The following is a 17,402-nucleotide window of genomic DNA, read 5'->3' as shown; positions in this document are numbered from 1 at the left end:
GCCATAGTCAACTTTTTCCAAAGATCAGGGCATGGACCCAAGCTTCTTCCTCACTGCAGCTGTGCGAGCTCCTGCTCAAGCAAGCTCCTAGAGAAATGCTCCCCGATAAATACAGCCACATCATTCACTTTGCCCTGCGGCGTAATCCGCGTAAATTCCAGCTCCCGGTACGCATATTGAAATAAGAAGCGGCTGTTCGTGTCCGAGAAGGTAACAATACCCTTGGCCCGGTACACCTCCTGCGGAAGCCTTGAGATAAGCTCTTCAAAGGAGTGGCTGTCGACCGGTCCCGCAAAATAATGGGTGAAGGACATCACATGCGCGTGTGATGCGTGAGCCTCTTGGGACTCGTCATCATGCGAATGGGAATGCTGCCCACCTTCATGATCATGCCCTTCAAGCCTGCAGTTTGCCCCGCAGACATGCTTCCCGTGCAGCTGCCTGTACTCCGCATCCGTGTGGTCCTTGGGCGACAGATCAAACATGTTCAGCTCGGTCATGCAGCGTACCGTCATGGTCAGCGGCGCGTAGCCGTTAAGCTCGCGGATGAGCTGCTGGACCTCAATCAGCTCTTCGGGATTCAGCTTGTCGGCCTTGTTCACGATCAAATCGGTCGCGCAGCGGATCTGATCCTGCATCAGCTTGTAGGTTCTGCCGCCCCGCCGGCTGCGTACCAGCAGTTCAGGCCCGTCGACGACAGTCGCAATTGTCTGCAAATCGACCCGAATGAACAAAGCCGCTTCCGTCACCGCGTCGATGATTTCCATTGGATTGGCTGCCCCCGTCGATTCGATCAGCACCACATCGGGCTGATGCTCCTCAATCAACTGCTTCAGCTCAAGACCCAGATCGCCTCTGATCGTACAGCAGATGCAGCCCCCGAGCATCTCCGCCATGGGCACATCATCGTCAATGAACTGACCGTCGAGGTTCACGTCCCCAAGCTCGTTCATAACAATAGCTGCTTTAATATCAGCTGCTTTATAGTAATCGATCACCCGATTCAACAGCGTTGTCTTGCCGCTGCCGAGAAAGCCGGAGATCAGATGGATCGGAATCTTGTTTTGCTCATGGTGATGCCCGTTCATTGTCATAGCCGTTCATCCTTCCTCACTTGTCTAAAAAGAATTATATCGTAATTGTTACGTATATAACAGATGGCCGCTCAATAAATTCGCTAGTCGGCAAGCATGAATGTCTGTAAGAATAATTGACGGACGTTGAGGGGAAAATGAGGTTGCATTACCCACTTCCTTCCAAGGGGGTCAACCATGAGCGCTGCTTCCAACAACAATGACAAGCCTTCACTGGACAGGACGCTTCAGGAATTGCATAACTGTATGGATATCTATCACCGCATGTTTCCGGGCAAGCCGGAGCTGCATATCGTTTACTTCTCCAATCTTGTGAATATGGACAGGCTTCATCATGACCTCGTCGCCCCTCTTACCAGTGCTGCCGGCAATGAACAAATAGCTGCGATTCTGACGCAGGAGCATTCTCTTTTCGTGGCTGCTCAGGATCATCACACCTGCGTCAACGGCATTCTGGCCGGACAAGCGGCGGTCTTCTTCCGGGAAAAAGTCTATTTGATCGATCTGTTGAATTCATTCGGAAGATCGATTGAGCAGTCCGAGACCGAAACGGTAATTGCCGGTCCGCATGACGGATTTGTGGAAAATATTACGGATAATCTGACCGTTATCCGCAGACGGATCCACAGTGCGCAGCTGAAAACCATTTCGCTCCAAGTGGGGGAAGTTACAAAAACACAAGTCATTGTCGCTTATATTGAAGGCATCGCCAATGACGAGCTGATAAACAAACTCATAGAACGTATCCGTGGCATTGAAATCGATGCCGTATTCGATACCAATATGCTTGTGCAGATGATCGACGACAATCCGAATTCCGTCTTCCCGCAATTTCTGACGACTGAACGGCCGGATGCCATCTGCTCCAAGCTCACAGCAGGAAGGGTTATATGTCTGGTAGACGGCTCGCCCTCGGCATTCAGCTGTCCGACTTCATTCTTTGAATTTTTCACTTCGCCGGACGATTATTACCAGAGATGGCAACTGGGGACCGCTCTGCGGCTGCTGCGGATTATCGGTTTTGTCGTCACCATCGGCTTTACGGCCCTCTATGTCTCGATAACGACGTTCCATTATGAAATGGTTCCTCATACGATGCTGCTTAATTTGACGGAATCGCGCAGCCGCGTTCCTTTCCCGCCGCTCTATGAAGCGCTTCTGATGGAGATTACAATTGAGCTGCTTCGTGAAGCAGGCGCCAGACTGCCAACCAAAATCGGCCAAACGATCGGCATCGTCGGCGGTATTGTGATCGGCCAGGCCGCCGTCCAGGCAGGCTTCACCAGCAATATCCTGATCATTGCCGTCGCTTCTTCCGCAATCGCATCTTTCGTTATTCCGAGCTACATTATGAGCGCCTCCATCCGGCTTATCCGCTTCGGTCTGATTTTGCTTGCCGGGCTATTGGGCAATTTCGGGCTGGCTGCAGGAATTTGCTTTATCGTCATCCATCTGAGCGGCATCACGAATTTGGGAACCTCTTATTTGACTCCTCTAGCTCCGATCGCCAAGAAGGACTGGCTGGATACCTTTATACGGGGCCCCTTCTATGCTCTGCGCAGCCGTCCTTCCCAGGCGCAGACATCCAATAAGATCAAAAATAAAATGCGAAAGTAGTGCCTTGCCTTGAATGAAAAGCTGAGTACATTTCACATTGCCCTATTAATCTACATGATCGAGCTTGATGTAACCATGTTCAGCATGCCCAGGCTTGTTGCGGAAAACATCGGAACCAACGGGTGGCTCGGTGTTATACTGCTTTCATTTGCAGCCGCCGTTAATATCATGTTGATCCAGCTTGTCTACCGAATAGGCAGGGGACGCTCCGTGTTCGAGATTGCCGGGCATACGCTTCCCCGCTTCGTGCTGTATCCGGTCTATATTCTGCTTGCCTTGTTCTGGACAGCGCTCGGGAGCTTTATCTGCAAAAAATATGTTCTGATCTTTCAAATGCTATCCTTCCCCACAACGAACCCGATGCTGCTGTATGGGGTAATCGTTCTTCTGATGTTCTACTTGCTGACCAAGGGCATTTATAATATCGGGAAAGTGAGTACGATTTTTTTCTTTTTCACTATCGTTTTGATTTTTTTTATCTTTTATTATATTCCCCACTGGCAGGTCGTCCGTTTTACGAAGTATTTTTTTCAAGGAACAACCGGAGGGCATGGTTGGGTCGGTTGGATTGAGGTATATACCATTTTTGTCGGATTTGAGCTGGCCCTGCTGCTTTTTCCGTTCACCAACAAGAAAAGCGGCTTGATCAAAGGAGTTTATGCCGGTCATTTCATTCATTTGTTCACGGTTCTGCTGCTGATTTTCACCTGCTTCGGCTTCTTCAGCTTCGAGCAGCTGAAGATCCTGATGTATCCCGTCATTAATCTGTTATCCTTTATTGAGCTTCCCTTTATTAACAGAGTGGAAAACCTGATCTATACCATATTCCTGTTCGCCAATCTGATCTCACTCGTCATGTTCACATGGGCCGCCTTGATGAGTTTGAAACAAATATTCCCCGCAGCCAAAGCCGGCATTCTGGAGCTGGCAATAACCGTATTGTCCTTCGGATTCGGATGCATCCCCCGCATCGCCCGGGAATCTGAACGGCTGCTGATGCTGGCTTATTATGTCGAGATTGCGTTATCATTCACAGCCCCTCTGGCTTTACTGCTGCTGTTAGCCTGGCAAAGCTTATTCCGCAGAGAGGGATCAGTGCCATGAAAAAAACCATTTTATGCCTGACTCTCTGCTTCTTCCTGACAGGCTGCAGGGACGAAAAAATTATTGAGCAAATGGGTTTTGCGCGCACCCTTGCTTACGATACGGCTAATTCGGATGGCAGCGGCAATTTGCTGCGAATCACGATCAGCATACCTCAGGCTCAGCCTCATCGTAACCGAATCCTGCTGTCGACAACTGCAAGGTCGAGCAAGGAAGCCCGGCTCATCTTCACCCGGGAGAATAACCGGCAGGTAGTCAGCGGACAGATTCGGACTGCTCTATTTGGCGAGAAATTGTCATCAATCGGGTTATGGCATCATGTGGACAGCCTTGTCCGCGATCCGTCCATCGGCAATACAGTAAGTGTGGTCGTCGTTGAGGGCAATGCCAACAATTTACTGGAAAGCGACTTCTCCCAGTATCCTTCGACAGGGGAATATATTGAAACTCTGATTCGCTCCGGCAGCCGTGCGAATGAAATCCCTTCGTCCAATCTGTATACCTTCACAAGAGATTTCATGGACAAGGGGATTGACCCTGTCGCTCCGATCCTAAAGGCATCGAAGGAAAGTATTAAACTTGATGGCTTGGCGCTGTTTCGGGAAGACCGGTATGTGGGAAAGGTTGAACCCCGGGACTCGCTGCTGATTGCCTCTATGATGGGCCGCGTCCATTCAGGAGAGCTGGCGATTCCGGTTCCTTCGGAGGATGGGCAAGAGAGCGATATTGTCATCATGAGCTTTATGTCCAGCAAACGAAAAATAACGATCACCCACAACCAGCCTATTAAAAGCGGCTCCGACCTGAATGTGGTCGTTCATATGAAGCTGCGCGGCTCGCTGCTGGAATATACCGGCACTATGAAGCTTCAGGAAGCGGAGATTCAGAAAAAAATGGAGGCGATGATGAGGGCGTATCTGGAAAAGGAAGGAACCCGGATCATTAAGATGATGCAGCAGTTAAGCGCGGATTCCCTGGGAATCGGTCAATATGCGCGAAATGAGATGAGCTATGCCCAGTGGGAGCGTACCGACTGGCATGCTTTTTTTTCCCAGGCGAATATTAAGGTCGTCGCAGATGTGAAAATCAAGGATATCGGAAAGGTGCAGCAGTGATGCTGCACTGCGGGTATGCTTCATCTGTCCCACTCCTGCTCCAGTCTGCCGCCTGTCATTTGAAATCCCATCCGGCGATCCGGTTCCCTCCTCATTATGCGTCATAGACCTCATGCCCCCCCCCAAAACTGCAGCGTTTCACCGGAGAAATAGAGGCTTGCCTCTCCTGCCCTCTTCTATGTTATACTGCTAAAATATCCATGCAGGAGGGTTAATGAAGTGAAAATTTATATCATTCTTTCGTTTAATGAAGACGGAATGGAAAATGTTTATGCAGGTACGGACGAGGAAAAGGCATTGTCCCTGAAGCCCGGGGATTTTGAGAACTGCGATGCCCTATTCGTGGAAATATGGGAAGACGGAGAGAAAACGGATGATTTTCGTCTGGAATGACGGGACAGCAAAGCAGGATGAATTCGTAAAAGAAATGGCAATAGTGCCTGGGGTGAAAATAGTAGAAGAAGAGACGCTTCAGGCATGTTCAACATGTTTGAAGCGTCTTTTTGGGTTGAAGAGAGTGCCTTGGTCAGGAGGGAGGAGTAGGTGTTCACCGGATTGCGATGCCAGATGCTTTGCGCACTTCATCCGTCAGGCGGTGAATTTCGGTGCGGGCTTGTTTATCTGTGGTCATCTCGTAGATGCTGGCCAATAACCGGATGAGCGTATCTGCGTCCCTGGTGTTCATTTTCATGCTGCCCTCTTGGGGGACTGGAGGCAGGGCAGGTTGCCCGGCAGCCTTCGTGCTCCACCAGCCTTCATTGCCGAAGGATTCATTGAGATCAAGCTTAACGCCTGCGACATTGGTATCGTTCTGGTACTGATGGATGTTCGCATGCCGGCTCAGCTTCCCTCTGCTCCAGGCATAGGTCTGCCAGAAATGCGAACAGACTTTGCGCCTGGCCATCTCCTCAATAACAGCGTAAGAACCGTAGACACCGGTGCGGTAACCCGCTAATTGAGCTGCCGCGGCACTTAAATATTGGGCAATGGCTTCGTACTCCTGCGGGCCTGCATCATAATCGACTGCAAAATAAATCGCGCTGCCCGGGGACTGCCCGATCAGCACGGCTTCTCTCAAGGCTGCCAGACCATCAGTCGTGCCATGAGCTTCGCCTCCAGCCGGACGATTCGCGCTTGTTTCATAAATAGAGACGATCTGCATCCCCACCGCTGTGATCGCCTCTGCCTCGGGGCGGTTGAGCCGTTTCCAGGAGAGCCGCTCCGGAACGAGATAACGTGCAGCGAACAAGAAGCCAGCACCGGCAAGCACCTTCGCATTCGAAGCGGTTAAGGGGATGGCGCAGTCCAATCCTTTTGCCATTAGTGTTCACCTGCTTTCAGGGGTAGGCGGTTTATTGAAGTCCAGTACGGCCTTCTCAATAGCGGCACGGATCGTCTCGGCGGAGACCTCGATTCCAAGCCTCGTTATGTGATTGGCGACATAAGCAAAGGCCGCTTCCAGCTTCTGCGGGCCGCCGCTCTCAATATAGGTGGCTTCGGCAAGTGCTGCCGCTTCCTTCGCCAGCTTGTCCAGCATGTCCCGCTGCCCGGATGTGGTGTGGATATCCAGCCAGATTGAGACCTTCTTGTGCAATCTTGCGATACATCCGAGCAGGAAGGCAGCGAGGAGGCCAACAAGCGCCTGTACAATCATTATCAAATAGGGCTGCAGCTGCGTCATGATTGATCATCCTTTCGATTTGGGTTTCTTTTTGAAGTAAACAAAAGCGTCATAGCGTTTCTTATAGGTTTGTATGGACAGAAGAAATAACCCCAAAGCCGCCGCCGACTGAGCTGTCAGCCATGCCAGCCGTTGGATTTTCTCCAATTTCAAGCTGATGAACCCCAGCAGTTCCGATAGAGAAATCCAAAGCGTAATCCCCATGGAGAGGGTGTAGGCTGATAGAAAAAAGAGCATCGCCAGCAGAAACGCACTGACAATGCCCGATTTGATCCGCTCCTTGAAATAAGGGATTTGCGAAATCAGAATGAATGAGGCTGAAATGGTCGAGAAGGCATACAGCAGGAATAGGGTCCAATCAATGAGTAGAGACATGATCATTCCCCCTCCTTCTCATAAACAAGATATTTGGCGAAATTGTTGTTTTTGACGATGTCCTGCAGCTCCTGCGATAAATGACGGTAACGATGAATGGATAACGATACGCTGATGGAGGCGTTGTTGAGATCATCCCGTTTGTCCCGAAATCGGGGGAGAAACCATTCCAACCATTTTAGAGGCATGCTTGTCATCCTCCCCTGTTATCAGGGGTGTCCTTCTTGATATTTTTGAACCACTCGATCATCGGCGCCATCACACCTTCGCGTTCCTTGTCTAAAATCTCCTGCAGCCGGTCCCGGTCCTCTTCCGCCCTGTCCAGCAAACTGCGTGGCACCAAGTCACCACGGATAAGCATCCGGACGATATAGAGCACCACAATGAGCAGGACAATAGCCAGAATAAGTGAAAGGCCATACTTTTCCGCCAGCTGCGCAAGCTTTTCAATGGATGTCAATTGTTCCGGATCCATCCTGGTGACCTCCTCTATAAATATAAAAAAACAGCCTCACGTCAGTGGGGCTTAAATGGTCTATTAGACTTTTTCTTAGGTAACGAAAAGCTGTCCATTTGAATATCCGAGCTTACCCTTTGTCCTCGCCGACTTCAATCGTGATCACGGTACCGGGTTCACCCCTAGACGGAGCGAGGGGAGGCCTTTCGAAAAGGTCAATGCCGCAGGCGGAACATTGGTCTTATTTCCGTTCATGACTTGCTCCCCTCCTTAATCTGCATGCTCTGCATAAGCGGTTCAACCGGCTTCTCCTGAATGACCGGAAAGGCATAGTCGACTGAAAAATGCAGCATATTCTCTATCGTTTCATGTTTCATATTCGTGCCGTGATAATGGGCCCCATCAATGCCGATAAGCGCCAGATGCTCATACAAGCTCTCGGCTATCTCCCTCACCATCTCAGGTGTTTGGCCCACAGCCTTATAACCAATAACGAAGGTATGTACCCGCCGGTACCGGTTGTTCAGCTCTTGGGTCTGTACGACCTTCGCCAGCTTTACGATAAAGCACGGCTGCTGCTCGTCTTCATTCTCTTCCCCGTAAATCTCTATGTCCGGAAACCAACTTTCGAGATTCGCGAGAAGACCTTCATAAATCCGGTTGATCGTAACCAGAATCATCCCTTATTCTCCTTCCTTCCGCCCGATTCCTTGGCTTTGACGCTCACTCCTTTGCTGCCCGACTGCTGTTTGTGTGTCTCGTCCCGGCCGATCATCCTCCTGTCCCCCTTCATGGCTGATGCTTGCTTCTTCCGCCTAGTTTAACGCCATCCGACAGGGCCCTTTCGGCGAATAATCCCGCTTGTTTACTGGCTCCCCGCTTGCCCTTGCCTCGTTTGCTTCATTTGTTCATGTTATCATAATAACACGATTTTACGAACAAATGTTCTCATATATGTCCAGATTTTGTCCAGCCTTTGCCTCCGAAAGGGATGAAAAAAGACGAACAGTCCGCGACTGTCCGTCTTTTTGCTTTTGCCCGATTCCGTTTTTCGCAAGCGGTGATCAAGGGTTCTGAATACTCATTTCCCAGCTTGCGGATGGTCCGGCGAACCTCCTGCTCCTGTGATCGCGCCGTACTCCTCAATGGATTTGCGCCTCCAACTGTAAAGCGTCGAACGGGAAACTCCCAGCTCGTCCATAATCGCCGATGCGTGCATATCCTCCATGAATTCCAGCCGCAGCAGCTGCCCATATTCAGGTTTATACTCACCCAGCACCTCGATCGCCCACTCGATCTGCTTCTTCTCCTGCTCGATCCTCTGCAGCTCGCTGATTCGCTCAATCACTTCATCGTAACCGCCGCGGGCGCCCGACCTGGCTTCAATGACCTTCTCAATCTTGCCCTTCAGCTCCCGCAGCAGCTTCTCGTCTTCCTCGTCTGCAGGACTGAGATCGCTAACCTCCCTCAGCTGACTGTGCGTTCCCGTCCTGTATCGGGGAAGGTAGGCATGGGCTGTCGTTTCCAGCTTCTGCTCCCGTTTGTTCAAATACATATAGGAAGGAAGCCCGCGCAGCTGACGGTGAAGCTCCTGAAGCTGATCATCCTGACGAAATGAACTGATATAGATCCCGTTGCCTACCGGCTGCTTCTCCAGCACCTTGATCCGGGCAGTCAATCGCTTGTAGGAGCGCAGCTGCTCAAGAGCTGTCTGCCCGTAGTGAAATTCTGTCATATTCTGATCTCTCCTTCTCCTTTAATTGATAATTAAATTATCATTGTAGACAGCATTGATGAGCTATTTCTTGATAAAGGAACTTTCCTTCATCAAGAAAATCAATCTTCAGGTATCGTCAACTGAGGAGTCGCAAAGAATTCGGAACAATCGCTAAAACCCTGTGAAATCGCTCATTTCGAAAAGAAGAAAATCCGGTTGACATCGAAAATAAAATTATCTATACTATTGAACAAGATAATTATTTTATCATTAAGTAGCAAATCAGGACCGGATCCTCGATCGGTAAGATTATTATAAAAGATAATTATTTTATCCGTCAAGCGATTTGGAAATATTGTTGGAGGTCATAAATATGAGTATGGGAGCAATGCTGATTCGCCTTCGGGAGGAAAAGGGCTTAACGCAGGCCGATGTCGCCGCGAAGCTCGGAATCAAGAGGGCCCGTTACAATGCCTGGGAGAATAATATCGCCAAGCCCCGTGTTGCGATGCTCAATCAATTGGCTAATTTCTATGGCGTAAATCCCGATTTTCTGCTAGGCTTTGAATCACACACCCCTCTTCCCGAGTGGGCAACCTCCAGAGACAAGCGCGATTTCAAGAAGATGCTCGAGGAAGACGAGGTCGTCATGTTCGACGGCGTGCCGATCAGCGATGTCGGGAAGCAGCGCGTCATGGACGTACTGACCGGGTTGTTCTGGGAAGCGAAGCAGATGAACAAGAGGAAGAAGAAATAACCGCTAACGATAAAAGGTGATGCCATGAATGAAATCATAACCAAACTCATCCGCCGGTTTCAGACCAACGATCCTTTTGAGATTGCGCGTGGGCTTGGAATTCATATCCGGTTTCTGGAGCTTGCGGAAGGCACCCGCGGCCTGTATTACAAGAAGCTGCGCAGGCGCTTTATTGTCATTAACGATCAGCTCGACGACAACTGGCAGCGCTTCGTCTGTGCCCACGAGCTGGCTCATGACCGTCTCCATCCCGGACTTAGCCGATTCCTGCTGGACGAGCAATCCTTCTATAATGTCGGAAAATACGAACGGCAGGCCAATAAGTTTGCCGTCCGGCTGCTGACAGCCGGCAGCCCGCCTGTCAAAGGAGAAACGATTGAGAAGCTGCTGAAGCGCAACGGCATCCCTGAAGAGATGCAAAGCTTTTTCTACTAACAGCGGCAGGCTCGATCTCTTTTTACTTTGCATAAGGGATTGGCTGGCTACTTCGACGGCGGCGCTCAATTTTTTTCTTACCTCTCCAATAATGCATGAAACTTAAAATTTTCCGATATTAACACACGCGCGAATGCCGAGCCATTGCGCGTGTTTTTATTTGCCGGATTTCCCGGTCTGCTGCATAACAACCGGCATCGACAGCGCTGCATTCCAGAAACTCTCGATTTACATCCGCCGATAGATATGATAATTTATAAACAACCAAACATCCTACGTTTAAGAATGGAGGTATAAAGATGCTCCAACAACCAACCCGACTAACCCTTGTCGAGCAGGTAGCCCGTCAAATAGAAGCCATAATTGAATCCGGAGATTGGCCTGTAGGCACCCGCATACCGGCTGAACCGGAATTAATGGCGCAGCTTCAGGTTAGCCGAAATACATTAAGAGAGGCAATCCGTGCGCTGATTCATGCCGGGCTGCTCAAGACGCGGCAGGGTGACGGAACCTATGTCAGCTCCTCCAGCGCCTTGGGCTCACTCATTCAGCGGCGGGTCCTTCGATCCGATCTGCTGCAAACGCTGGAGGTTCGGCATGCGCTGGAGAGAGAAGCGGCATACCTTGCAGCCACCCGCCGTAACGAGATGGATATTAAAACCATCAGCTCCCATCTGGATGCCTGTCAGAGAGCTGTTCGGAACCAGGACCAGAATGCCTATATCTCTGCGGATATTCTGCTGCACCAAGCGATCTTAGCAGCAGCCCATAATGACGTACTGATGGAGTTGTACAGCCATATCAACGGGGCTTTGAAGCAATCCATTACCTATTTGGTTGAGCTGCGGAGCCGGAATTTGCACGAAGAATTTCATCGGCAGCTGGTTGAAGCCATTATAGCCGGGGATGCCGATAAGGCAGTCGAAGCGGTGCAATTATATATCAAGCAGTCCCGAATTGATCTGGAGAGCCGAGTGGAGGAATCACCATGAGCACAGGCAATGAACTAAGGCTGCATCCATCGCAATTGGAATCTGCCAGCCGCACGCAAGGAAGTCTATTGATCCTCGGTTTTATTTTTATAGCCGTAAATATGCGGGCGCCTCTAACCTCTGTTGGTCCGCTGATCGGATCAATCCGCGATTCCTTGGGAATCTCCAGCACCCTTGCCGGCAGCATTACAACGTTACCTCTGCTTGCCTTTGCTTTATTATCGCCATTTGCTCCTGCGCTGGCCCGTCGTTACGGGATGGAACGGGTGCTCCTGTATGCTCTGTTTGCGCTTGTTCTGGGCACAGCTTTGAGATCGGCCACCAATGGACTTGGCGCCTTGTTCGGAGGTACTATTCTGATCGGGCTTGCCATCGCGGTTTGCAATGTCCTGCTGCCAAGTCTGATCAAACGGGAATATTCGCATAAAATCGGGATGATGACGGGAATATATTCGGTCTCGATGAACTTATGCGGGGCGATTGCAACCGGGATCAGCGTCCCCTTGGCCAGTCATATTTGGCTGGGCTGGAGAGGAGTGCTTGGCTTCTGGGGGATTCTTGCCTTGATTGCCATCCTAATCTGGCTGCCTCAGCTGCACAGCCGCCGGACTTCATCTCCTGCAGCATCCGGTGCCGCCATTCCGCAGGGGAATATATGGCGGTCTCCGCTCGCCTGGAAGGTAACCTTATTCATGGGGCTGCAGTCGCTTATTTTCTATATCACCTTAACCTGGCTGCCGGAAATCCTTGTGGAGCGGGGAATGAGCTCAAGTACAGCAGGCTGGATGCTATCGCTTATGCAGTTCGCTCTTCTTCCCTGCACATTCATTGTTCCGATTCTGGCCGGGCGGATGAAGAACCAGCAGCCCCTTGTGATCGTATGCGCCTTATTATATCTGATCGGTTTTGGCGGGCTTTTCTTTCGAAATATTAGCCTGGTTCCGCTTTGGGCGGTCATTCTGGGCATTGCCGGAGGCATCTCTTTCAGCCTGGCCATGATGTTCTTCAGCCTGCGCACCAGACATGCCCAAGAAGCAGCCCGCCTGTCCGGGATGGCGCAATCTGTCGGGTATTTGCTCGCTGCAATTGGCCCGGTCCTGTTCGGCATGCTTCATGATATGCTCGGCAGTTGGACATCTCCCCTGCTGATGCTGGTCACTGCCAGTGTCCTGATCGCCGTATTTGGCATGGGGGCGTCAAGAAATCAATACATTGGGGAAATCAATTAATACATCTTGTCCCTCTCTTGAAATATTTCTTAATCTAAATGTCATATCCCCTTCATCTGATTTTAAGATTAGCCGCCTATAATAAGAACTAACAACCCCCCTTTATTAATATAGAACGACTTGGACCCGCATATGATGCGGGTCACTTTTTTTATAGCAGGAAGGAACGGATGTCTCCGTTCTTTGGCGACACAGTCAGTTTCTTCCCTCAGACCTTCTATTGCAATCAAAACTGGTGAAACTTTTAATTTCCATAAGTCAAAGAAGCCATTTCCATACAAGGGAGAATGGCTTCGTTCACGAATATGACCGGATTATAATTCAGCTGGCGTTCTCCACATTCATAATGTCCAAAAAAGGAACCTTCGTAATTTCACCAAGATTCTCCATATGTACAAGCCTCGTCCGGGCATCCATTAAAACAATCCTGCCTTGGACCTTGTTCTCCCAACCCCATACCGTCAACAACAGCTCCGAATCCTCCTGCTTGGCTTCTGTCAGCCTCTCACCGAGCTCTTCGAGCTGAAACTCATCTCTTGTTGGCCTTTTTGGCGCTTTAGCCATGCCTGTCCAATCCTCTCTGTCACTGTATTTGCTCTGCAGATTCCAATAAAAAAAGAAACAGGCCGCTTCCCCGACTAAGGTTTGCAGCCCATCAACGTCGTTTAGTCATTCCTGGATTTCTTGCTGTTGCTGGCCTCGGGCGGTATACCGAAGCTCTGCTTGACGATCTGCCATTATAAATTTCCTACCCTTAACATTACCATAATAATTAGCAAGAAGAAACGGCTTCGCCGTCCACCGGCGGCGTATATTTAGTTTCTTCCCTCAGAAAGATAAGCAAGGTATGGACCAAATTTTATACTTTCTACTATTTTAATAAAGAATAAATAATGAAACGCTATCCAAAGAAGCCGCACTGCGGAAAACCCTTTGTTTTCCGCATCCATTTGTGACATCATTAAGCATGACGAAGAAACCGGCTGTCCATCAGGCTGGTTTGAGGTCGGAAGGAAGATGATCATGGACGACATAAAATCTGTAACGGTAGAGTTCAACGGCAACACGTACAAATTGCTGGCCGATCCTGATATAACGGGACGGCTGCTGACAGAAGGCAGATTTCAGGCTAACGATCATGAATTTTCTGTGCATGCTGTCGACCATGAGGGAAAGGATTGCCATATTTATTGGATTCTGCCGGTAGTTGATGGCGTTGCCATTGACTCACTGAACTGGGCGCATATTGACCGCGTCGAGTATGACTAACCGCCAGAGCTTCAGATTATCCATTGTTTAATCCAATGACGAAGAAATCCCCGTTCAGCTTAGAAGCTGAACGGGGATTATGTTATGACCATTCAATTAATAATTGGTTGCGGGGGCAGGATTTGAACCTGCGGCCTTCGGGTTATGAGCCCGACGAGCTACCGGGCTGCTCCACCCCGCGTCATTGCTTCATCCGGTTTTACCGGGAGATCATAGTATAACCCATATCATCTGAATAAGCAAATGATATCTTCAATTTCTTTTCGACTCCTCATACCAGCTTAGGCCACAGCCCATTTTGAACCAGGCAGGTATCACGATCCGTTCATTGTGAATAGGCTAAGTCATCAAAGTATTGGAGGTTGAACAATGGCGATCAATCCTTATGCATATCCATATTTCCGATATCCACAGCCTTATTTTCAGCCCTATTATGCACACCCCCCCGTACATCCATACCCGTATCATCCCTGGGTATATCCTACCGGGCGCGAACCCTTTTGGAATCAAATAGGGGGACACGGGATCGGCTTTAACGCGGATGGCCATCTTGGGCCATTCGGCGCCGGCATTCATGCTGGCGGTCATCTTGGCAGCGGATATGGGGCCCCTCTCTCTCCGGATGGCAGCCTTGATCCGCAGGCAGCCGGCAATTTTGGCGGCGGATATGGCTTGGGCATTAATGCCGGCGGCCACATTGGCGGCGATAAAGGATTAGGCGTGCAGGCCGGCGGTCATCTCGGTACTCATGGAGTTGGCGTCCAGGCTGGCGGGAATATTGCCGGTCATGGAGTTGGCATGAACACCGGATTCAATTGGGGCTAAGCTCCCCTCTATATTCCTGTTAGAGCGCCTTCAGCGGCGCTCTATTTTCTTTCTCATATTGCTTGCTGCCTGACCATAGTACCGGTTTTTCGCCATTTTGCGACATTCTTGATCCGCCAATCATCATCTTCATGGAAGCACCGTAATGAGTGCACATGCAATAGAAGCTTCGCGTTCCCTGCCGTTTTTCTTCGAAAACAGGGCGTGGAGCCCCCTCATGGCTTGTGTCTTGCGAACGAATCGTGATAAGTTGCGCATGATCGTCTATAATAGGGGTAGAGAACTACGGACCACAGTCATGCAAGCGCTTAATTTTTGTTTCGGGGGGAGCTACATACAATGAGAGGAGCAACATTTTCTCCGATGTTTCGCAGATTTCTGATTTCATATTTAATCGTGCTCCTGCTTCCCAACGTAGCCGGCTATATGTCCTACAGAGCTTCCGTTAAGGTAGCGGGGGCCAGTTCTGTCGAGAACAGCCGTGCGCTGCTTAACCAGAGCAAGGAAATTCTCGAAACCCGTCTCAACGAGGTGGAGGCCTTTACCAAGCAGCTGGCCATCAATAAGGACCTGAATCTTATCATGACAGAGAAGAATCAGCACGATGCCAATAATGTATTCGGGCTGCTCGGCATGTCAAAGGACATTGCCAACTATACAAGGGCCAATGATTTTCTGCAGAACTTCTATATCTATCTGGACAACTATAATGTTGTCCTGACAGCGGATTCCCTGTACTATCGACCGGAGCATTTCTACGAGCTGAATCACTATAAAGATATGACTTTCGAGCAGTGGAAGACGACGATATTGGATAAATTCCACGAAAATGAAATTATCCCTCTCCGCCCCTATATCAAGAGCAGCGCTCAGAACTCGGACATCACGTTCCAGAGCTCGGTCATTACATTCATCCAGTCGCTGCCAATCAACAGCTTGAACAAACCGCGGGCAACCGTTGTCGTGACGATAGACGAACAGAAGATCGGCCGGCTGCTAAGCGGCATGTTCGGGCAGAATGGAGGCTGGGGCTTCATAACCGACAACAAGGGCAACACCCTTATTTCCCAAGGCATCGATGACGCGTCGATTAAGAAGCTCTCTCATATCCCTTCGGGACAAGCGGGCGACCTTGATACCGTTGAGAACGGAATGCTTCTTATTACCGTGCAATCGGCCACAACCGGCTGGCTGTATACCGCTGGCATTCCTGAAGAGATGGTCATGCAGCAGGCCAACCAGATCAAGTATGTCACCTGGATGTTCACGGCAGGCGCTCTGATAATCGGTCTGCTGATTATATTGATGCTCGCGTACCGCAATACGGCTCCGATCGCCCGGCTGCTTAGCGTCTTTAAGGACCAGGCCGAGTCCGGGTCCGGCCGCTACAAGAATGAGTACGATTTTCTGTCAGGCAATATTTCGAATCTGATCGACAACAACAAGCTGCTCGAGTCGGAGCTGAACAAGCAGCTGCCCCTGCTGCGCGACGCCTTCATCAAGCGGCTTCTGGTAGGCGAATTTTATTCGCTGGACGAGATCGAGGCGGTTTCATCCCAGGCAGGCATCAGTGTCGGATCCGCACAAGGTCATGTTTGCGTTATAAAGCTGAACGGCTATGGAGAAATCGACAACGAGGAAATCATTCATGAATTAAGCCTCGCCCGGCTGCTGCTCAAGAAGCTGCTCCAGGATGAGGATGAAGAGCTGCTCATGACCGACCTTGGCTCGGATAAAATCGCCCTTCTGTACCCTCGGAAAGCGGAGCCTCAGGATGAAGCCGACAATTTGGTTGAGAGCCGGATGACACAGCTGGCCGAAGAGATATTTAACCAGTACAGGCTTACTGTGAGTATCGGCATCGGCAATCCCTACCAGACGCTAAGAGATATAAGCCGTTCGTTCGACGAGGCGCAGCAGGCATCGGAATATGCTGTGTATGGCGGTGAAAGAAGAGTGGTATGGTACCTTGATACAGCCAGAGAAACATCGATGTACTATTACCCGATCGATACCCAGCAGCGGCTGCTGAACACGCTGAAGGTTGGCGAATACGACGAAGCCAAACGGATTTTGGATCAGATCCTGCTCAAAAACTTCGAGGAGCGCGAGCTTTCCTATGATATGAGGCAGCAGCTGATCGTCGAGCTCAAGGGAACGATGCTCAAGCTGATGGATCAGAAGTCGTTTCAGGATGAGGCGTTTAACGAGTCGGTAAGAAATGAAATTGCACAAATTCAACCTCTTGATGCGGTTGAACAGCTCAGAAGCCGGCTCGATACGCTGATGAGGAATATATGCAGCGCAATCGCCAAGCAAAAATCCGACGATGTCGATGAAACGATCCGCGCCATCATGATCCATATCCAAAATCAATATACGGATCCGGATCTAACGTTGTACCGGATCGCCGAATCGGTGCAGCGTCCGGAGCGGTTCATCTCCCATCTGTTCAAGGAGCAAACCGGAGAGAACCTCTCCGATTATCTCGAACGGATTAGGATGAACAAAGCTTCCGATTTATTGATCCAAAACGAGCTGACGATCGATGAAATTTCGGCGCAGGTAGGCTACAACAGCGCGCATTCCTTCCGGAGAGCGTTCAAGCGCGTCAAGGGTGTAGCTCCTAGCGCCTACCGGCAAACATCGGAATAGCATGATCGTCCAAGCCTGTCCAACCTATGGACAGGCTTTTCTTTGTCCTTGCAGAATCACAATTATCCATTCTGAAGGTC

20 protein-coding genes and 1 tRNA gene are annotated in these 17,402 nt (G+C 50.1%); 11 read left to right on the top strand and 10 right to left on the bottom strand.

From position 1 onward, the window contains the following. Positions 1-50 precede the first annotated feature (50 nt). Positions 51-1,094 carry a CobW family GTP-binding protein gene (locus tag AC0YOB_RS35230; RefSeq protein ID WP_475796754.1) on the bottom strand — a complete coding sequence of 348 codons (1,044 nt, stop codon included), beginning with the start codon at positions 1,092-1,094 and terminating at the stop codon, positions 51-53. A gap of 177 nt (positions 1,095-1,271) precedes the next feature. Between AC0YOB_RS35230 and AC0YOB_RS35225 the strand changes: the two genes are divergently transcribed. The 4 genes from AC0YOB_RS35225 to AC0YOB_RS35210 all read left to right on the top strand — a co-directional run bounded on the left by AC0YOB_RS35225 (position 1,272) and on the right by AC0YOB_RS35210 (position 5,323). After that, on the top strand, positions 1,272-2,711 hold the full coding sequence (locus tag AC0YOB_RS35225) for a spore germination protein (RefSeq protein WP_475796753.1): 1,440 nt from the start codon (positions 1,272-1,274) through the stop codon (positions 2,709-2,711). Positions 2,712-2,720: 9 nt separating this feature from the next. After that, complete coding sequence (locus AC0YOB_RS35220; protein WP_475796752.1) at positions 2,721-3,815, top strand: GerAB/ArcD/ProY family transporter; 1,095 nt, start codon at positions 2,721-2,723, stop codon at positions 3,813-3,815. After that, positions 3,812-4,930: a Ger(x)C family spore germination protein gene (locus AC0YOB_RS35215; RefSeq protein WP_475796751.1), complete on the top strand. Its 1,119-nt coding sequence runs from the start codon at positions 3,812-3,814 to the stop codon at positions 4,928-4,930. The genes AC0YOB_RS35220 and AC0YOB_RS35215 overlap by 4 nt, the downstream gene beginning before the upstream one ends. A 219-nt stretch (positions 4,931-5,149) precedes the next feature. Next, positions 5,150-5,323, top strand: a complete 174-nt coding sequence (locus AC0YOB_RS35210) for a hypothetical protein (RefSeq protein ID WP_475771047.1) — start codon at positions 5,150-5,152, stop codon at positions 5,321-5,323. Between the two features lie 154 nt (positions 5,324-5,477). Here the strand turns inward: AC0YOB_RS35210 and AC0YOB_RS35205 are convergent, their stop codons facing one another. The 7 genes from AC0YOB_RS35205 to AC0YOB_RS35175 form a co-directional block, all read right to left on the bottom strand. Continuing rightward, complete coding sequence (locus AC0YOB_RS35205; RefSeq protein WP_475796750.1) at positions 5,478-6,251, bottom strand: DUF1906 domain-containing protein; 774 nt, start codon at positions 6,249-6,251, stop codon at positions 5,478-5,480. A 6-nt stretch (positions 6,252-6,257) separates the two neighbouring features. Then, a complete protein-coding gene (locus AC0YOB_RS35200) occupies positions 6,258-6,611 on the bottom strand; it encodes a phage holin (RefSeq protein WP_475796749.1) in 354 nt (117 codons plus the stop codon). Positions 6,612-6,617: 6 nt separating this feature from the next. Beyond that, positions 6,618-6,986: a hypothetical protein gene (locus tag AC0YOB_RS35195; protein ID WP_475796748.1), complete on the bottom strand. Its 369-nt coding sequence runs from the start codon at positions 6,984-6,986 to the stop codon at positions 6,618-6,620. A gap of 2 nt (positions 6,987-6,988) precedes the next feature. Continuing rightward, entirely contained in the window at positions 6,989-7,174 is a 186-nt protein-coding gene (locus tag AC0YOB_RS35190) for a hypothetical protein (RefSeq protein ID WP_210046071.1), read from the bottom strand. Between the two features lie 5 nt (positions 7,175-7,179). After that, positions 7,180-7,461: a hypothetical protein gene (locus AC0YOB_RS35185; RefSeq protein WP_210046070.1), complete on the bottom strand. Its 282-nt coding sequence runs from the start codon at positions 7,459-7,461 to the stop codon at positions 7,180-7,182. A gap of 233 nt (positions 7,462-7,694) precedes the next feature. After that, a complete protein-coding gene (locus AC0YOB_RS35180) occupies positions 7,695-8,123 on the bottom strand; it encodes a phage tail terminator family protein (protein WP_475796747.1) in 429 nt (142 codons plus the stop codon). Positions 8,124-8,524: 401 nt separating this feature from the next. Continuing rightward, positions 8,525-9,178, bottom strand: a complete 654-nt coding sequence (locus AC0YOB_RS35175; RefSeq protein ID WP_475796746.1) for a DUF1492 domain-containing protein — start codon at positions 9,176-9,178, stop codon at positions 8,525-8,527. A 355-nt stretch (positions 9,179-9,533) separates the two neighbouring features. Here AC0YOB_RS35175 and AC0YOB_RS35170 point away from each other — a divergent pair, with 355 nt between their 5' ends. From AC0YOB_RS35170 to AC0YOB_RS35155, 4 genes are all read left to right on the top strand, one after another. After that, entirely contained in the window at positions 9,534-9,917 is a 384-nt protein-coding gene (locus AC0YOB_RS35170; RefSeq protein ID WP_210046054.1) for a helix-turn-helix domain-containing protein, read from the top strand. 24 nt (positions 9,918-9,941) lie between these two features. Beyond that, positions 9,942-10,352 carry an ImmA/IrrE family metallo-endopeptidase gene (locus AC0YOB_RS35165; protein ID WP_475790564.1) on the top strand — a complete coding sequence of 137 codons (411 nt, stop codon included), beginning with the start codon at positions 9,942-9,944 and terminating at the stop codon, positions 10,350-10,352. Positions 10,353-10,651: 299 nt separating this feature from the next. Continuing rightward, positions 10,652-11,344, top strand: coding sequence for a FadR/GntR family transcriptional regulator (locus tag AC0YOB_RS35160; protein WP_475796745.1), 693 nt, complete (start codon positions 10,652-10,654; stop codon positions 11,342-11,344). Continuing rightward, positions 11,341-12,573, top strand: a complete 1,233-nt coding sequence (locus tag AC0YOB_RS35155; protein WP_475796744.1) for a CynX/NimT family MFS transporter — start codon at positions 11,341-11,343, stop codon at positions 12,571-12,573. Before AC0YOB_RS35160 ends, AC0YOB_RS35155 begins: the two co-directional genes overlap by 4 nt. A gap of 321 nt (positions 12,574-12,894) precedes the next feature. Here the strand turns inward: AC0YOB_RS35155 and AC0YOB_RS35150 are convergent, their stop codons facing one another. Next, positions 12,895-13,137, bottom strand: coding sequence for a YolD-like family protein (locus tag AC0YOB_RS35150; protein WP_210046050.1), 243 nt, complete (start codon positions 13,135-13,137; stop codon positions 12,895-12,897). A 459-nt stretch (positions 13,138-13,596) separates the two neighbouring features. Here AC0YOB_RS35150 and AC0YOB_RS35145 point away from each other — a divergent pair, with 459 nt between their 5' ends. Continuing rightward, a complete protein-coding gene (locus AC0YOB_RS35145) occupies positions 13,597-13,842 on the top strand; it encodes a hypothetical protein (protein ID WP_475796743.1) in 246 nt (81 codons plus the stop codon). 104 nt (positions 13,843-13,946) lie between these two features. Here AC0YOB_RS35145 and AC0YOB_RS35140 read toward each other — a convergent pair. After that, positions 13,947-14,023 (bottom strand) — tRNA-Met (locus AC0YOB_RS35140). 188 nt (positions 14,024-14,211) lie between these two features. On the opposite strand from AC0YOB_RS35140, the gene AC0YOB_RS35135 reads away from it, so the two are divergent. Together AC0YOB_RS35135 and AC0YOB_RS35130 are read left to right on the top strand one after the other, a co-directional pair. Then, positions 14,212-14,667 (top strand): hypothetical protein, encoded by a 456-nt coding sequence (locus AC0YOB_RS35135; RefSeq protein WP_475796742.1) that lies wholly within the window; start codon positions 14,212-14,214, stop codon positions 14,665-14,667. A gap of 339 nt (positions 14,668-15,006) precedes the next feature. After that, complete coding sequence (locus AC0YOB_RS35130) at positions 15,007-17,322, top strand: helix-turn-helix domain-containing protein (RefSeq protein WP_475796741.1); 2,316 nt, start codon at positions 15,007-15,009, stop codon at positions 17,320-17,322. Positions 17,323-17,402 lie beyond the last annotated feature (80 nt).

It is taken from the genome of Paenibacillus sp. JT31N17, assembly GCF_056269255.1.
This window is presented reverse-complemented; position numbering and strand designations above follow the sequence as displayed.

Coding starts and splice junctions, on each gene's coding strand:
- AC0YOB_RS35225 (WP_475796753.1), top strand. CDS start 1,272: ATGAGCGCTGCTTCCAACAACAATGACAAGCCTTCACTGGACAGGACG.
- AC0YOB_RS35165 (WP_475790564.1), top strand. CDS start 9,942: ATGAATGAAATCATAACCAAACTCATCCGCCGGTTTCAGACCAACGAT.
- AC0YOB_RS35205 (WP_475796750.1), bottom strand. CDS start 6,251: ATGGCAAAAGGATTGGACTGCGCCATCCCCTTAACCGCTTCGAATGCG.
- AC0YOB_RS35190 (WP_210046071.1), bottom strand. CDS start 7,174: ATGCCTCTAAAATGGTTGGAATGGTTTCTCCCCCGATTTCGGGACAAA.
- AC0YOB_RS35160 (WP_475796745.1), top strand. CDS start 10,652: ATGCTCCAACAACCAACCCGACTAACCCTTGTCGAGCAGGTAGCCCGT.
- AC0YOB_RS35175 (WP_475796746.1), bottom strand. CDS start 9,178: ATGACAGAATTTCACTACGGGCAGACAGCTCTTGAGCAGCTGCGCTCC.
- AC0YOB_RS35185 (WP_210046070.1), bottom strand. CDS start 7,461: ATGGATCCGGAACAATTGACATCCATTGAAAAGCTTGCGCAGCTGGCG.
- AC0YOB_RS35200 (WP_475796749.1), bottom strand. CDS start 6,611: ATGACGCAGCTGCAGCCCTATTTGATAATGATTGTACAGGCGCTTGTT.
- AC0YOB_RS35155 (WP_475796744.1), top strand. CDS start 11,341: ATGAGCACAGGCAATGAACTAAGGCTGCATCCATCGCAATTGGAATCT.
- AC0YOB_RS35130 (WP_475796741.1), top strand. CDS start 15,007: ATGAGAGGAGCAACATTTTCTCCGATGTTTCGCAGATTTCTGATTTCA.
- AC0YOB_RS35195 (WP_475796748.1), bottom strand. CDS start 6,986: ATGTCTCTACTCATTGATTGGACCCTATTCCTGCTGTATGCCTTCTCG.
- AC0YOB_RS35230 (WP_475796754.1), bottom strand. CDS start 1,094: ATGACAATGAACGGGCATCACCATGAGCAAAACAAGATTCCGATCCAT.
- AC0YOB_RS35135 (WP_475796742.1), top strand. CDS start 14,212: ATGGCGATCAATCCTTATGCATATCCATATTTCCGATATCCACAGCCT.
- AC0YOB_RS35150 (WP_210046050.1), bottom strand. CDS start 13,137: ATGGCTAAAGCGCCAAAAAGGCCAACAAGAGATGAGTTTCAGCTCGAA.
- AC0YOB_RS35215 (WP_475796751.1), top strand. CDS start 3,812: ATGAAAAAAACCATTTTATGCCTGACTCTCTGCTTCTTCCTGACAGGC.
- AC0YOB_RS35180 (WP_475796747.1), bottom strand. CDS start 8,123: ATGATTCTGGTTACGATCAACCGGATTTATGAAGGTCTTCTCGCGAAT.
- AC0YOB_RS35170 (WP_210046054.1), top strand. CDS start 9,534: ATGAGTATGGGAGCAATGCTGATTCGCCTTCGGGAGGAAAAGGGCTTA.
- AC0YOB_RS35145 (WP_475796743.1), top strand. CDS start 13,597: ATGGACGACATAAAATCTGTAACGGTAGAGTTCAACGGCAACACGTAC.